Below are 14372 nucleotides of genomic sequence, written 5' to 3'. Positions count from 1 at the left end.
GAATGAAAGGATTGAGATGATACCCTATGGCACTGCAAATCTATAACACGCTAACCCGCATGAAAGAAACGTTTGTTGCTCAGGAACCCGGGAAGGTAAAGATCTACGTGTGCGGTCCTACCGTGTACGATTATATCCATATCGGGAATGCTCGGCCGATGATCTTTTTCGACGTGGTTCGAGCTTACTTTGAGAACCAGGGTAATGATGTGAATTACGTGGTGAACTTTACGGATGTGGATGACAAAATGATCCGGAAAGCGGAGCAAACCGGGACGACCGTTCCGGAGGTCGCGGATAAGTTTATCAACGCCTATTACGAGGATCTGGACGGTCTTGGCATACCAAGAGCGACATTGAATCCACGGGTAACGGACAATATGGAGAGCATTATCGAATTCATCCAGGAACTCATCGACCGAGACTTTGCTTATGAGAACGGGGGAGACGTATTCTACCGGACCCGCAAGTTTGACGATTACGGGAAGCTGTCCCAGCAAAATCTCGACGAGCTGCAATTCGGGATCCGGATTGAGGTGGATAAGCGGAAAGAAAATCCGGAAGACTTTGTTCTATGGAAAGCCGCGAAGCCTGGAGAGATCTATTGGAGCAGTCCTTGGGGCGACGGCCGTCCAGGCTGGCATATTGAGTGCTCCGCCATGGCCCGTCGTTATCTCGGGGATACGCTGGATATCCATGGCGGCGGCCAGGACCTGCAGTTCCCGCACCATGAATGCGAAGTTGCGCAGTCGGAGGCACTGACAGGCAAACCGCTGGCGAACTATTGGATGCACAATGGATATATCCGCATCAATAACGAGAAAATGTCGAAATCGTTAGGCAATGGTGTATTGGTTAAGGAACTTCGTGAACAATATACAAAAGAAGCTATCCGCTATTTCATGTTGTCCACCCATTACCGCAACCCGCTGAATTATAGCGATGAGGTGATGGAGCAGGCGCAGAACAGCGTGGAACGTCTGGCGAATGCGGCGGCTAATATCGAGCATCGATTGAGTACCGCGATCGGTTCGAAGGACGATAACGTAAGCCAGGAAGTTGCGGATAAAATATCGGCCGTCCTTGTCGAATTTCACCAGAAAATGCAGGATGATTTCAACACGCCGGACGCCATCACCGCCATGTTCCAATGGGCCAGCGAGGCGAATCAGCTGTTGAAGGAAGCCTCGATTCCTGCGGCGGACCTGCATGAAGTGCTGCGCGCTTTCAACGAAATGAACGGCGTGCTGCGCATCGTAAATACAGGCACGGATGAGTTGCTGGATGAGGAGATTGAAGCTCTGATTGCCGAACGTGTCGAAGCCCGGAAGAATAAAAACTGGGCCCGAGCGGATGAAATCCGCGACAAGCTGGCGGATGAAGGCATCGTGCTTGAGGATACGGCGCAGGGTATGCGCTGGCGGCGTAAATGAGCGGGCCTGAGTTTCATGATCCCGCAGTAGGCTGGTTCGATTTTCCGCCGTCGAAGCCGGCCCGGTTAATCCCGCCCATCGTGCTTGCCTATATCGGAGATGCCATTTATGAGGTGGCGGTGCGGCAGTTTTTGATATCGAGAGCGAATCTCCGCCCCCATCACCTGCACCGTTCGGCAACAGGATTTGTGTCGGCGAAGGCACAGAGCCGAATATTGGCTTATCTGGATCCGGAGTTGACGGAAGAAGAGCGCGATATTGTGCGTCAGGGACGCAACGCCAAATCTGGCAGCATCCCCAAAAATGCCGACGTCCTCGAATACCGGCATGCAACGGCATTTGAGACGCTGGTTGGGTATTTATATTATACGGGTGAGCAGGACCGGCTCCGTGAGCTCATAGGGAAGAGCATCGAGTATATTGAGGGGTCTATTAAATAGACCGTTAGACAATATCGCATCACATTGAAACGATACAGCCGGTGTTTCCGCGAGGGGACGCCGGCTGATATGCAGGAGGAGAACTACATGTTGCAAGAAGAGGAAGTAGTAGCTGGTAAGCACTCCGTAACGGAAGCGCTCAAATCAGGACGTACGATCAACAAAATATGGATTGCCGAAAATGCGCAAAAGCACCTGACCCTGCCGATCATCGCGGAAGCGAAGAAACTGGGTATTGTCATTCAGCATGTGGACAAACGCAAGCTGGATCAGATGGTTCCGGGAGTTCAGCATCAAGGCGTGGTTGCCCAAGCGGCACCCTATGCTTATGTGGAAGTGGAGGATTTGCTGAAAGTTGCAGAGGAAAAAGGCGAACCGCCTTTCTTGCTGCTTCTCGACGAGATCGAGGATCCGCACAATCTGGGCTCGATTCTCCGGACGGCAGACTGCACGGGTGCTCATGGCGTCATACTGCCTAAGCGCAGATCCGCCCAAGTAACGGCAACGGTATCCAAAACATCCGCCGGCGCAGTGGAGTATGTGCCCGTAGCTAGGGTGACCAATCTGGGCCAAACCATCGATCAGCTGAAGGAAATGGGTGTATGGGTTGTCGGGACCGTTGTTGATGCCGTTCAGGAATTGTATGACACCGAGGTTTTTGACGGGCCGGTTGCTATCGTTATCGGTAATGAGAATAAAGGGATGGGGCGTCTGATCCGTGAGAAATGCGATGTGCTTGTGAAACTGCCGATGGCCGGAAAGATCAACTCGCTTAATGCCTCGGTAGCCGCAGGTGTCGTTATGTACGAAGTGCTTCGCCGTCGCCGCCTTCAAGGTTAGCAATGATGGCCGATTGGCGGGATGTGCTGCTGGTCGACGGTTATAATATGATCGGCGGCTGGCCATATCTTGCGAAGCTCGCCAATAGCAGCATGCATGAAGCGCGAGACATGCTGCTGGAGAAATTAGCGGATTACCAGGCGTTCTCAGGCCTCAGAGTCGTGGTGATTTTTGACGCATACCGTGTTCCTGGACTGGGGAAATCCTACACGCAAGGCAAGGTTCAGGTGTTTTTTACGAAGGAGAAAGAAACCGCCGATGAGTGCATTGAACGGCTAGTCGGGGAGTTTAGCCACCGTCGGCGTAAAATTTATGTGGCGACCAGCGATTTAATTGAGCAGCACGTGATTTTTGCTCGGGGAGCACTCCGGCTGTCCGCCCGGGAATTGCTTAACGAGGTGGAGCAAAGTGAGCGCGAAGTGAAGCAAAAAATAACGAAAGAGCAGACCAAGAGCAGGAATACACTTGACGGGAAGCTGCCGCCGGATGTGAGACAGGCGTTCGAGCGCTGGCGAAGGGAGTAGAACTGTTTTACACAATAGGGACGAGAGGTCGGCTCATTTGGAGAATGAAAACGGTATATGAATCTATGAAAAAGTTTACATTAAATGTTATTATCGGTCTATTTTAGGTAGAACGTAGTTGACGGTCTAGTAGACATCATATATACTTGTCATATATTTCAAGCGAGTGACGGGCTACCGTGCGTTCCGGGCCGGAGGGATTCTATTGAGTGTGGACCTCAAGGAAGTCATGTTGTCAGGGTATGATGTGATAAGCGATGAAGACATTGTCGAGGCGGTCCGCGAGGGTGATAGCGGGGCGCTGGAGTATTTGATCAATAAATACCGGAATTTTGTACGTGCTAAAGCCCGCTCCTATTTTCTGATTGGCGCTGACCGGGAAGATATTGTCCAGGAAGGCATGATCGGGCTGTACAAGGCAATTCGTGATTTTAAAGGGGATAAGCTGTCCTCGTTCAAGGCCTTTGCCGAGCTCTGCATTACCAGGCAGATCATTACGGCAATTAAGACCGCTACGAGACAGAAGCATATTCCGCTCAATTCGTATGTCTCATTGGACAAGCCGATTTATGATGAGGATTCGGACCGTACGCTGCTGGATGTCATTTGCGGTACTGCGGTAAGCGATCCGGAGGAACTGATCATCAATCAAGAGGAATTTGTCGGCCTGGAAGACAAGATGTCAGAGATCTTAAGCGAGCTGGAACGGAAAGTCCTGATGCTCTATTTGGACGGTCGATCCTATCAAGAGATTGCGGTAGATTTAAGGCGTCATGTAAAATCGATTGACAATGCACTCCAGCGAGTAAAGCGAAAGCTTGAACGTTATCTGGAAGTCAGGGATAATTAATAGCAAGTGTCGGATAAGAAGCAGAAGGCTCAATCAGAGCCTTTTCAGGCTGTCGAGAAAGTCTCGACAGCTATTTTTTGTGTATTTAGTTCAACACGACACCGCGTTAATACTATATAATATTAGTAAATAAACCGTTCGGAAGGGTGTTAAATATGTTGCGTTCTAACCGAGAAAAACAGCAGGCTTACGAGTTTGTTTCGATTGAAGAATTGGTTCCTCAAGATCATCTGCTCCGTAAAGTGGACAAGTATATCGATTTCTCTTTCATCGACGAAAAGGTCCGTCCGCTTTACTGTGCTGATAATGGGCGACCAGCCATCGATCCTGTCGTGTTATTTAAGATGATTTTCCTCGGTTATTTTTACGGCATCCGTTCAGAGCGTCAACTGGAACGCGAGATTCAGACGAATCTGGCATACCGTTGGTTTCTTGGTTTGGGATTGACAGACAAAGTTCCGGACCATACCACCATTAGCTGGAACCGACGGACTCGTTTCAAAGACACTAATATCTTTCAAGATATCTTCGATGAGATTGTGCTGCAGGCAATCGAGCATCGCATGGTCGGCGGACGAGTCCTGGTTTCGGATTCCACGCATGTGAAGGCCAATGCGAACAAACACCAGTACACCAAGCAGCAGGTTCTACAAAACACACGAGATTACATGGACGAACTCAATGGCGCAGTAGAAGCCGACCGGAAGGCGCATGGAAAAAAGCTTTAAAACCCAGAGAGGATGTGGTCGAGAAGAAAGAAATCAAGGTGAGCAAAACCGACCCGGATAGCGGTTATATGATTCGCGACGGGAAACCGGAAGGATTCTTTTATTTAGATCACCGGACCGTTGATTTGAAGTACAATCTGATTACCGATGTCCACGTCACGCCGGGAAACGTCCATGATTCTGTACCGTATTTGTCGCGTTTGGATCGCCAACGAGAGCGATTTGGTTTTGAAGTTGAAGCCGTTGCCCTGGATTCAGGCTATTTAACAACCCCCATCTGCAAAGGATTGCAGGAACGGGGGATCTTTGGAGTGATTGCTCACCGGAGATTTCATCCGACCCAAGGCTTATTTCCGAAGTGGAAGTTTACCTATGATGCCGAGCGTAACCGTTATATTTGTCCGCTCCAGCATGAATTGTTGTATCGCACCACGAATCGAGAAGGATACCGGCAATATGCCTCCGATCCGAAGCACTGCAAGACTTGCCCGATGCTGGAGCAATGTACCCGTTCACGGAATCACCGCAAGGTCGTCACGCGCCATGTCTGGGAAGACAGCAAGGAATGGGTGCGAAACAACCGGCTCAGTCGATCCGGCAAGTATTTATACCGAAAACGAAAAGAAACGATTGAGCGAAGCTTCGCGGATGCCAAAGAGCTCCATGGGTTTCGCTATTGCCGGTTGCGCGGGTTGCAAAACGTCAGGGAACAAGCTCTGATGACAGCAACCGTGCAGAATATGAAGAAGATGGCGATCCACTTGGATCGCCTGGAAAACAGGGGGTAATCCCCCATTTCCCCTCTTGAATTGACCACTTAAAAAGGGAGAAACCCTGTACTTTGAAAAAAGTGCAGGGTTTCTCGACAATCTGAGAAGGCTCAATCAGAGCCTTTTTTTAATTGCCTGATCGTTATTGAATCAGGATGGCCGGCGAAGGATCTTTTTTATACTTTGTCGCCATTTATTTTTAGCTGGCAGATATGATAGGACGAAATTCCAAGATGTCCATTTTCGCAAAACGCAAAATGTGTAATATTTGGTGTTTCATCTCTTGGAAGATTGAACATACTGGATATAGACTAAATGCTATGCAGGATGGACAAAGACTGTGAAACGCCACAGTTTTTTACAGCGAGATGTTTACAATATTCCGGGGACTCATTCCCTGGTTTAGCTGGCAATGGCATTTATTGCAGCCCGCAATCAGAGAGAAAAAGGCTTGAAATGGCGCTATCCTTGTGATAAAGTGTTTTAGGTAGGCCTAAATTCGCGTGTTTTATGAATGGATCGTTGTTACAGCTTTTGGAACAACGGTTTTATTCATCTCGCAGAAATAACCGGGTTTCGATGAGAACAAGGTTGTTTCTACTAGGATCAATATCGATTCTTCTGATAAAGAAGGACGTCTTCGGGAGGTGCACATCATGCGGGTAATTATCACTTTGGCTTGTACAAGCTGCAAACAAAGAAACTACACAACCACCAAAAACAAGCGAAATCACCCCGACCGCATGGAGATGAAGAAATTTTGCAAGTTCTGTAACGAGCAAACTCCTCATCGCGAAACCAGATAGTTTTCTTTTGGAGGTGTAGTCGGCGTGAAACGTGGTTTCAAGTCTCTGTTTTCCTTTTTCTCTGAAAGCTGGGCGGAACTTAAAAAAGTTCGCTGGCCCAATCGTAAAGAACTGACGAACTATACTTTAATTGTTCTCGGCACCATTGTGTTTGTCACGATTTATTTTTGGGTTGTAGACATCGGTATTTCCGCTGTGATCGAAGCGATAATTTAGAAGGGTCCCAGGTGGCTTGATATGGAAAAAAGATGGTACGTAGTTCATACCTACTCTGGGTATGAGAATAAAGTCAAAGCCAATTTGGAAAAACGTGTCGAGTCCATGGGCATGGAGGACAAAATATTCCGCGTTCTTGTTCCGATGGAAGAAGAAATCGTAAACAAAGACGGCAAGAAAAAAACCGTCATGCGTAAAGTTTACCCGGGATATGTCTTGGTCGAAATGATTCAGACCGATGATTCTTGGTATGTTGTCCGCAATACACCAGGAGTGACCGGTTTTGTTGGTTCGACAGGGTCCGGTTCTAAACCGACGCCTTTGCTTCCAGAAGAAGTAGAACAGATTCTGAAGCATATGGGCATGGAAGAGCCGAAACCGAAGATCGAATTCGACATCAAGGAATCCGTTCGTATCAAGGTTGGTCCTTTTGCGAATTTTGTGGGCTCCGTGGAAGAGATTTTGGCTGAAAAGAGCAAGTTGAAGGTTCACGTCAACATGTTTGGACGGGAAACCCCGCTGGAGTTGGATTATACTCAAGTGGAGAAGATCTAATTCTTCAGGTTTCTTGTGGGAGGGCGTGTCAAAGCGTCCGCTACCACTATTGATGCAAGGAGGTGTCAACCATGGCTAAGAAAGTTATCAAGATTGTGAAACTGCAAATTCCTGCAGGTAAAGCGAATCCGGCTCCTCCAGTAGGTCCTGCATTGGGTCAAGCGGGTGTCAACATCATGGCATTCTGTAAAGAGTTCAACGCACGTACTGCTGATCAAGCTGGTCTGATCATTCCGGTTGAAATTTCGGTGTTTGAAGATCGTTCCTTTACGTTCATCACTAAAACTCCACCGGCTGCTGTTCTGCTTCGTGTGGCTGCTAAGATCGAAAAAGGATCCGGCGAGCCTAACAAGAAGAAAGTTGCTACTGTTAAGCGTGACGCTGTTCGTCAAATCGCTGAAACAAAAATGCCTGACCTGAACGCTGCATCTGTTGAAGCTGCAATGAAGATGGTAGAAGGTACTGCCCGTAGTATGGGTATCACAATCGAAGACTAATTGTCTTTTGATTGAAACCGAACTAGGTTCGGATTATGTGGGAGGAATTTCCGCTAACACCACAAAGGAGGAAAACAAACATGGCTAAACACGGTAAGAAATACGTTGAAGCTGCGAAGCTGATTGACAGCGAAGCAACTTATGAGCCTTTGGAAGCTGTAGAGCTTGTGAAGAAGGCTGCAACTGCCAAATTCGACGAAACTGTTGAAGCGGCTGTACGTTTGGGTGTAGACCCACGTAAACAAGACCAGGCTGTTCGTGGTGTTGTTGTCTTGCCTCACGGCACAGGTAAAACACAACGCGTTCTGGTATTTGCAAAAGGTGAAAAAGCGAAAGAGGCAGAAGCTGCTGGCGCTGATTTTGTTGGCGATCAAGACATGATCAACAAAATCCAACAAGGCTGGTTCGAGTTCGATGTCTGCGTAGCTACACCTGATATGATGAGTGAAGTCGGTAAACTTGGCCGTCTGCTCGGTGGTAAAGGCCTGATGCCTAACCCTAAAGCTGGTACGGTTACATTCGATGTTGCTAAGGCTGTTCAAGAAATCAAAGCCGGTAAAATCGAGTACCGTCTGGACAAAGCAGGTCAAATTCACGCGCCGATCGGTAAAGTGTCTTTCGATGCAGCTCAATTGAATGAGAACCTCAAAGCTCTCATCGATGCATTGAATCGTGCGAAACCAGCTGCTGCTAAAGGTGTATACCTGAAAGGCATCGCTGTTTCCTCGACAATGGGACCAAGCGCTCGCGTGAACACAACCGTCTACAGATAATATTACCATTGACTTTGGTCAATGAGGTTTGATATTATGTAACAGTTGTGAGTCTTCGAGACTGACCCTTAAAGTTGAATATGCTTACCGTAGACAGTAGGTGCCCTAAGCAGGCTTAATTTCCTACCGAGGTGTTATGATAGAACGTCAACAATTTGTCCGGTTACTCCGGCCAAATGATGATTCATCAGGCCTTCGTGATTCTACGGAGGCTTTTTTAGTGCCCGTAGGAAGAGCGGAGAGCTTGGTGCTCTTACGCTACTAATACAACCAGGAGGTGTAATCATTGGCAAACGCAAAAGTGATTCAAGCGAAACAAGAAGCGGTTGATGTCGTTGCTGCTAAGCTGCGCGAGAGCGTATCGACAGTAGTTGCTGACTATCGCGGACTGAACGTTGCGCAAGTAACTGAACTTCGTAAACAGCTTCGTGAAGCTGGCGTCGAGTTCCAAGTACTGAAAAACACGCTGCTTCGCCGTGCAACTGCGGCAGCAGAGCTGACTGATCTGGACGAAGTCTTGACTGGTCCAACAGCTGTTGCATTTGGTACCAATGACGCTGTCGCTCCAGCAAAAATCCTTAACGATTTTGCTAAGAAAAACGACGCGTTGAAATTGAAAGGCGGCGTAGTAGAAGGCCGTGTAATCGGAGAGAGCGAAATCAAAGCTCTGGCAGAACTTCCGTCCCGCGAAGGTCTCCTCTCCATGCTCCTCAGCGTGCTTCAAGCTCCAGTGCGCAACTTCGCGCTTGCAGTTAAGGCTGTTGCTGAGAAGGAAGAACAAGGCGCGTAAGCTTTGTCTTGCTGAAGCTGTGTAACAACAACTATAAAATCTTAATAATAAATGGAGGTTCAACCCAATGAGCAAAGAGCAAATCTTGGAAGCAATTAAAGGTATGTCCGTTCTGGAACTGAACGATCTCGTAAAAGCAATCGAAGAAGAATTTGGTGTAACTGCTGCAGCTCCAGTAGCTGTTGTAGGTGGCGCTGGTGCAGCTGAAGCTGCTGAGCAATCCGAATTTGACGTAATCCTGACTAGCGCAGGCGCGTCCAAAATCAACGTAATCAAAGTGGTTCGCGAAATCACAGGTCTTGGCTTGAAAGAAGCAAAAGAACTGGTTGACAACGCTCCAAAACCATTGAAAGAAAAAGTAGCTAAAGAAGAAGCAGAAGCTGTTAAAGCTAAATTGGAAGAAGCAGGCGCATCCGTAGAAGTTAAGTAATTAACTTCTTGAGATTCACGTCAGCAAGAATCAAACCCCTTGAATATTTGTTCAAGGGGTTTGTTATTGTGGCGGGGAGATCACAAGGTACTGATTCTCCGCAAGAAAGGTTATACTGGGATAAGAGCGCTTAAGAGCGAAATATCTTAGGCGGGCAGACTTTGATTCAAGACGGAGGAAATGATGCCGAATCAACATTATTACTCGAATCAGCCGGAAATTGCTCATGACCGTAAGGAGTTAAAGACGGAGCTTCGGGGGCAGACTTTCAACTTTATCAGTGACGCGGGCGTATTCTCTAAGAGCGGCGTGGATTATGGCAGCAAGGTTTTAATAGAAGCTATGAACTTTAACCAGCATGCTGAAGTATTGGATGTAGGCTGCGGATATGGTCCGATCGGTCTGTCAGCGGCAAAAATGGCTGCGCAGGGCCATGTGACGATGATCGACATTAATAGCCGTGCTGTCGAATTAGCCAAGGAGAATGCGAAACGTAATGGTATATCCAATGTGACCATCTTGGAGAGCGATTTGTTTGCTGCGGTGCAGGGTCAGCAATTCGACGTGGTTCTCACCAATCCGCCGATTCGTGCCGGGAAAGAGACGGTTCATGCCATATTCGAAGAAGCGTGGAAGCATCTGCGTGAGGATGGGCAGCTGTGGGTTGTGATTCAGAAGAAGCAAGGCGCGCCTTCAGCGAAAGCGAAGCTGGAGAGTCTATTTCATCAGGTCGAGGAAGTAACGAAGGATAAAGGATACCGGATATTCAAAGCGACGAAATCTTCTTAAAATAGTTCGACTAGGCTGTTGACTTGGGTATGCTGGTATGGTATTATTATAAAATGTCAGTATTAGGATGGTCTCTTTGTCTTTAGTTGGCTGAAATGTCAAGACTTAATGTGTGGAAAGATGCATAAAGTCGATCATATTGACGTATAATATGTACATTTTGGGCAAATCTACAGGATATGAGATGATTATCATAACCATGGATAAGCTGCTCTTTTTTCGAAAAGGTATTCGATAAGGGCTTTTCTCTATTTATGGGAGTGTCCTCTGTATGTTCCATTATAGTGTTACAAACAGAGGTTCGCAATGAAATTTTTAAAGTGAGTAGACATGAGGGGTGAGTTTAAGTTGGCAGGACATCTTGTTCAATATGGTCGACGCACTCGGCGAAGTTATGCTCGTATTAACGAGGTACTCGAAGTTCCGAACCTGATTGAAATCCAACAAAAATCTTATGAATGGTTTTTGGAGGAAGGACTCCGCGAAATGTTCCAGGACATCTCGCCGATTCAGGATTTCACAGGTAATTTGGTGCTAGAGTTCATTGACTACAGCCTTGGAGAACCGAAATACACCGTCGATGACGCGAAAGAACGCGACGTTACTTATGCGGCGCCGCTCCGCGTGAAAGTCCGGCTCATTAACAAGGAGACCGGAGAGGTCAAGGAGCAGGAAGTGTTCATGGGAGACTTCCCGTTAATGACGGAAACCGGAACATTCATTATCAATGGTGCCGAACGGGTTATTGTCAGCCAGTTGGTTCGCTCTCCCAGCGTCTATTTCAGCACAAAAGTGGATAAAAACGGTAAGACGACGTACACTGCAACAGTTATCCCTAACCGCGGCGCTTGGCTTGAACTGGAGATGGACGCGAAGGACATTATCTATGTCCGGATCGACCGTACCCGTAAAATCCCTGTAACGGTACTTTTACGTGCACTTGGTTTTGGTACAGATGCCGAGATTCTGGATCTTCTGGGCAATGATGAATATATTCAAAATACGCTGGATAAAGACAACACCGACTCCACGGAAAAAGCGCTCATCGAAATCTATGAACGTCTTCGTCCGGGCGAGCCGCCAACACTGGAGAATGCGAAGAGCCTTCTCGTTGCCCGTTTCTTCGATCCGAAGCGTTATGATTTGGCTAACGTTGGTCGCTATAAGATCAACAAGAAGCTTCATATTAAGAACCGCCTCTTTAATCAGCGTTTGGCAGAGAGTTTGATAGACATCGATACGGGTGAGATCATTGCAGAAGCTGGTCAAACCGTAGACCGCCGTCTTTTGGACGAGATCATGCCTTACCTTGAGAAGAGCGTAGGCTTCAAGAATTATCATGTTACCGGCGGTGTGATGGACAGCGAGGATATCCCGCTGCAAACGATCGATGTATTCTCTCCGATTGAGGATGCCAAAGTCGTGAAGGTCATCGCGAACGCAAACATTGATAAATCGGTGAAGCATATTACACAGGCAGATATCATTTCTTCCATCAGCTATTTCATCAACCTGCTGCATGGGATTGGCAATACGGATGATATTGACCACCTGGGTAACCGTCGTCTGCGTTCCGTAGGCGAATTGCTTCAAAATCAGTTCCGTATCGGTTTGTCCCGGATGGAACGTGTCGTTCGCGAAAGAATGTCGATTCAGGATGCAAACGTGATTACGCCGCAGGCGCTTATCAACATACGTCCGGTTATCGCATCGATTAAAGAGTTCTTCGGAAGCTCCCAGCTGTCCCAGTTCATGGATCAGACCAACCCGCTTGCGGAACTGACGCATAAACGTCGTCTGTCTGCTCTCGGACCCGGCGGTTTGACTCGTGAGCGTGCGGGCTTTGAAGTGCGGGACGTTCACCACAGTCACTATGGCCGTATGTGTCCGATCGAGACGCCGGAGGGACCGAACATCGGTCTGATCAACTCCTTGTCGACGTTTGCGCGCATCAACGAATATGGCTTCATTGAAGCTCCGTATCGTTGGGTGGATCCGAAGACCGGTAAAGTAACGGACCAAATCGATTACCTGACTGCAGACGAAGAGGATAACTACATCGTTGCCCAGGCGAACGCCGAGCTCAACGAAGATGGTACCTTCGCTGACGAAATGGTTATCGTCCGTTATAACAAGCAGTCCGATAACATCCTTCCTATGCCGAGCGACCGTGTAGACTACATGGACGTATCACCTAAGCAGGTTGTGTCGGTAGCGACGGCGCTCATTCCGTTCCTTGAGAACGATGACTCCAACCGCGCGCTGATGGGATCCAACATGCAGCGGCAGGCTGTTCCGCTTCTTATTCCTAAAGCTCCGCTCGTCGGAACCGGAATGGAACACAAGTCTGCGAAAGACTCCGGTGTATGTATTGTATCCAAACATGACGGGATTATTGAACGTTCATCCGCTAATGAAATCTGGGTCCGCCGTGTGGAAAATGTCGACGGACAAGAAGTCAAAGGCGATCTTATTAAACATAAATTACACAAATTTATGCGTTCGAACCAAGGAACATGCATCAATCAGCGTCCAATCGTTAAACGCGGCGATGTCATCAAAAAAGGTGACATTCTCGCAGACGGTCCATCCACGGAGATGGGCGAATTGGCACTGGGCCGCAACGTCGTTGTTGCGTTCATGACTTGGGAAGGTTACAACTACGAGGATGCGATTCTTCTCTCCGAGAAACTGGTCAAAGAGGATGTGTACACTTCGATTCATATCGAGGAGTACGAATCCGAAGCTCGTGACACGAAGCTCGGACCGGAAGAAATTACGCGTGATATTCCTAACGTAGGTGAAGAAGCACTGAAGAACCTTGACGAGCGCGGAATTATCCGCATCGGTGCCGAAATCAGCGCCGGAGATATTCTCGTAGGTAAGGTAACGCCTAAGGGTGTAACCGAGCTGACGGCTGAAGAGCGTCTCCTGCATGCGATCTTCGGTGAGAAGGCTCGCGAAGTGCGCGATACCTCGCTGCGCGTTCCTCACGGTAGTGACGGAATCATCGTAGATGTGAAGGTGTTTACACGTGAGAACGGCGACGAATTGCCGCCGGGCGTTAACCAACTGGTTCGTGTTTACATCGCACAGAAACGTAAAATCTCCGAAGGTGACAAAATGGCCGGACGTCACGGTAACAAAGGTGTCGTTGCCCGTATTTTGCCTGAAGAAGATATGCCGTTCCTGCCAGATGGCACGCCGGTTCAAGTTGTGTTGAACCCTCTAGGGGTTCCATCACGGATGAACATCGGTCAGGTGCTCGAGGTTCACTTGGGTATGGCTGCGCTCCAGCTCGGCATTCACGTAGCTTCACCGGTATTTGACGGTGCAAGTGAGTATGACGTGTTTGATACGATGGAAGAAGCAGGCATGCAGCGCAATGGTAAGACCGTATTGTACGACGGACGGACGGGTGAACGTTTTGAACGTGAAGTTACCGTCGGCGTCATGCACATGATCAAGCTCGCGCACATGGTTGATGATAAAATTCACGCCCGTTCTACGGGACCATACTCTCTCGTTACGCAGCAGCCGCTGGGTGGTAAAGCTCAGTTCGGTGGACAGCGCTTCGGTGAGATGGAAGTGTGGGCACTTGAAGCTTACGGTGCTGCTTATACGCTGCAAGAAATTCTTACCGTCAAGTCGGATGACGTGGTCGGCCGGGTGAAAACCTACGAATCCATCGTCAAAGGTGAGAATGTTCCGGAACCGGGTGTTCCTGAATCGTTCAAGGTATTGATTAAAGAGCTTCAGTCTCTCGGTATGGATGTCAAAATCCTGAGCGAGAATGAAGAGGAAATCGAGATGAAAGAACTCGATGACGAAGACGATGCTCAAGGTGATAAACTGAGCCTTAACTTGGAAGGCACTGAAGTCGGAGTGGAATAACGGTCAATCATTCACCCCCGTCGGCTTATAAGTCGGC

General features: G+C 48.3%; 15 protein-coding genes and 1 other annotated feature. All 15 genes read left to right on the top strand.

The window, feature by feature from the left end; all coding sequences use genetic code 11:
• Nucleotides 1–26 precede the first annotated feature (26 nt).
• The 15 genes from cysS to rpoB all read left to right on the top strand — a co-directional run bounded on the left by cysS (nucleotide 27) and on the right by rpoB (nucleotide 14335).
• Nucleotides 27–1433, top strand: a complete 1407-nt coding sequence (gene cysS / locus MKY82_RS30865) for a cysteine--tRNA ligase (RefSeq protein ID WP_220683762.1) — start codon at nucleotides 27–29, stop codon at nucleotides 1431–1433.
• On the top strand, nucleotides 1430–1873 hold the full coding sequence (locus MKY82_RS30860) for a Mini-ribonuclease 3 (RefSeq protein WP_339220160.1): 444 nt from the start codon (nucleotides 1430–1432) through the stop codon (nucleotides 1871–1873). The genes cysS and MKY82_RS30860 overlap by 4 nt, the downstream gene beginning before the upstream one ends.
• Nucleotides 1874–1960: 87 nt before the next feature.
• Nucleotides 1961–2713, top strand: a complete 753-nt coding sequence (gene rlmB, locus MKY82_RS30855) for a 23S rRNA (guanosine(2251)-2'-O)-methyltransferase RlmB (RefSeq protein ID WP_113061177.1) — start codon at nucleotides 1961–1963, stop codon at nucleotides 2711–2713.
• A gap of 5 nt (nucleotides 2714–2718) precedes the next feature.
• Nucleotides 2719–3237 (top strand): NYN domain-containing protein, encoded by a 519-nt coding sequence (locus MKY82_RS30850; RefSeq protein WP_071221026.1) that lies wholly within the window; start codon nucleotides 2719–2721, stop codon nucleotides 3235–3237.
• 205 nt (nucleotides 3238–3442) lie between these two features.
• Nucleotides 3443–4087, top strand: a complete 645-nt coding sequence (sigH, locus tag MKY82_RS30845; protein ID WP_194544959.1) for an RNA polymerase sporulation sigma factor SigH — start codon at nucleotides 3443–3445, stop codon at nucleotides 4085–4087.
• A gap of 155 nt (nucleotides 4088–4242) precedes the next feature.
• A protein-coding gene (locus tag MKY82_RS30840; RefSeq protein ID WP_339219424.1) for an IS1182 family transposase occupies nucleotides 4243–5603 on the top strand; the annotation gives its coding sequence in 2 pieces (ribosomal slippage) (nucleotides 4243–4810 and nucleotides 4810–5603; 1362 coding nt in all).
• A 638-nt stretch (nucleotides 5604–6241) separates the two neighbouring features.
• Complete coding sequence (gene rpmG / locus MKY82_RS30835) at nucleotides 6242–6391, top strand: 50S ribosomal protein L33 (protein ID WP_006212941.1); 150 nt, start codon at nucleotides 6242–6244, stop codon at nucleotides 6389–6391.
• A gap of 24 nt (nucleotides 6392–6415) precedes the next feature.
• Nucleotides 6416–6607, top strand: coding sequence for a preprotein translocase subunit SecE (gene secE, locus MKY82_RS30830; protein ID WP_006212940.1), 192 nt, complete (start codon nucleotides 6416–6418; stop codon nucleotides 6605–6607).
• A 21-nt stretch (nucleotides 6608–6628) separates the two neighbouring features.
• On the top strand, nucleotides 6629–7162 hold the full coding sequence (gene nusG, locus MKY82_RS30825; protein WP_006212939.1) for a transcription termination/antitermination protein NusG: 534 nt from the start codon (nucleotides 6629–6631) through the stop codon (nucleotides 7160–7162).
• Nucleotides 7163–7233: 71 nt separating this feature from the next.
• Nucleotides 7234–7659, top strand: a complete 426-nt coding sequence (gene rplK, locus MKY82_RS30820) for a 50S ribosomal protein L11 (protein ID WP_076326233.1) — start codon at nucleotides 7234–7236, stop codon at nucleotides 7657–7659.
• A gap of 80 nt (nucleotides 7660–7739) precedes the next feature.
• Nucleotides 7740–8432, top strand: coding sequence for a 50S ribosomal protein L1 (gene rplA, locus MKY82_RS30815; protein WP_009591966.1), 693 nt, complete (start codon nucleotides 7740–7742; stop codon nucleotides 8430–8432).
• Between the two features lie 69 nt (nucleotides 8433–8501).
• Nucleotides 8502–8660, top strand: a sequence feature (ribosomal protein L10 leader region).
• Between the two features lie 58 nt (nucleotides 8661–8718).
• Nucleotides 8719–9222, top strand: coding sequence for a 50S ribosomal protein L10 (rplJ, locus tag MKY82_RS30810; RefSeq protein WP_009591975.1), 504 nt, complete (start codon nucleotides 8719–8721; stop codon nucleotides 9220–9222).
• Between the two features lie 67 nt (nucleotides 9223–9289).
• A complete protein-coding gene (gene rplL, locus MKY82_RS30805; protein WP_076326231.1) occupies nucleotides 9290–9652 on the top strand; it encodes a 50S ribosomal protein L7/L12 in 363 nt (120 codons plus the stop codon).
• A gap of 183 nt (nucleotides 9653–9835) precedes the next feature.
• Nucleotides 9836–10441 carry a class I SAM-dependent methyltransferase gene (locus MKY82_RS30800; protein ID WP_194544958.1) on the top strand — a complete coding sequence of 202 codons (606 nt, stop codon included), beginning with the start codon at nucleotides 9836–9838 and terminating at the stop codon, nucleotides 10439–10441.
• A 348-nt stretch (nucleotides 10442–10789) separates the two neighbouring features.
• Nucleotides 10790–14335, top strand: coding sequence for a DNA-directed RNA polymerase subunit beta (gene rpoB / locus MKY82_RS30795; RefSeq protein ID WP_071221023.1), 3546 nt, complete (start codon nucleotides 10790–10792; stop codon nucleotides 14333–14335).
• The last annotated feature ends 37 nt before the right edge of the window (nucleotides 14336–14372 follow it).

This window comes from Paenibacillus sp. FSL W7-1279 (assembly GCF_037969845.1).
Classification (GTDB): Bacteria; Bacillota; Bacilli; order Paenibacillales; family Paenibacillaceae; genus Paenibacillus_AQ.
Note: the sequence above shows the minus strand (reverse complement) of the source record. Positions and strands in the feature narration are given on the sequence as shown.

Coding starts and splice junctions, on each gene's coding strand:
- cysS (WP_220683762.1), top strand. CDS start 27: ATGGCACTGCAAATCTATAACACGCTAACCCGCATGAAAGAAACGTTT.
- MKY82_RS30860 (WP_339220160.1), top strand. CDS start 1,430: ATGAGCGGGCCTGAGTTTCATGATCCCGCAGTAGGCTGGTTCGATTTT.
- rlmB (WP_113061177.1), top strand. CDS start 1,961: ATGTTGCAAGAAGAGGAAGTAGTAGCTGGTAAGCACTCCGTAACGGAA.
- MKY82_RS30850 (WP_071221026.1), top strand. CDS start 2,719: ATGGCCGATTGGCGGGATGTGCTGCTGGTCGACGGTTATAATATGATC.
- rpmG (WP_006212941.1), top strand. CDS start 6,242: ATGCGGGTAATTATCACTTTGGCTTGTACAAGCTGCAAACAAAGAAAC.
- nusG (WP_006212939.1), top strand. CDS start 6,629: ATGGAAAAAAGATGGTACGTAGTTCATACCTACTCTGGGTATGAGAAT.
- rplK (WP_076326233.1), top strand. CDS start 7,234: ATGGCTAAGAAAGTTATCAAGATTGTGAAACTGCAAATTCCTGCAGGT.
- rplA (WP_009591966.1), top strand. CDS start 7,740: ATGGCTAAACACGGTAAGAAATACGTTGAAGCTGCGAAGCTGATTGAC.
- rplL (WP_076326231.1), top strand. CDS start 9,290: ATGAGCAAAGAGCAAATCTTGGAAGCAATTAAAGGTATGTCCGTTCTG.
- MKY82_RS30800 (WP_194544958.1), top strand. CDS start 9,836: ATGCCGAATCAACATTATTACTCGAATCAGCCGGAAATTGCTCATGAC.